The 676-nt window shown below is 65.7% G+C and carries 1 protein-coding gene; it reads left to right on the top strand.

Annotation, left to right across the window (positions count from 1 at the left end; translation table 11 throughout):
• The coding region (locus tag V7787_RS52880; protein WP_336095462.1) for an Ig-like domain-containing protein at positions 1–676 on the top strand (676 nt) is incomplete at both ends.

Genomic DNA, 676 nt, shown 5'->3' with positions numbered 1-676 from the left:
ATAGACGGTGAAGTGCTGCAGGTGACGGCCACCGACGCGGCAGGCAACGCCTCCACCGCCAGTAACCTTACCGCGCCGGACATCGACGGCGGCGATACCACCCCGCCTGAAGCACCGACCAATCTGGTGATCAGCGCTGCCGGCAGCCAACTCAGCGGTCGTGGCGAAGCCGGTACCAGCGTTCAGGTACGCGATGACGCAGGCACCGTAGTTGCCACGGGCACGGTCAATCCGGATGGTACCTTCGCGATCACCTTGAACCCGGCCATCACCGATGGCAGTACGCTGCAAGTCACCCTCACCGACGCCGCTGGCAACGTATCCCAACCGGGCTCGGTCACCTCGGCTGACTTGCTGCCGCCTGCACAACCGACTGACCTGGCCTTGGCCGATGGCGTCACCTTCACCGGTCGCGGCGAGCCCGGCGCTACCGTGCAAGTGCGCGATGCTGCCGGCAACCTAATTGGCACCGGCGTCGTCGGTGCCGACGGCCTGTTCAGCCTCACCTTGTCGCCTGCCCAGGCCAATGGTGAAGCGCTCGATGTGCGTCTGGTGGATGCCGCCGGCAACGCCTCGGCGCCACTGCAATTCGATGCGCCGGACATCACACCGCCTGACGCAGTAACCAATATTACAGTTGGTGCTGACGGCCTGGCCCTGAGCGGTCGCGGCGAGC

The organism is Pseudomonas sp. CGJS7, from assembly GCF_036961695.1.
The sequence above is the reverse complement of the archived record's forward strand: the minus strand, read 5'-3'. Positions and strand labels throughout refer to the sequence as shown.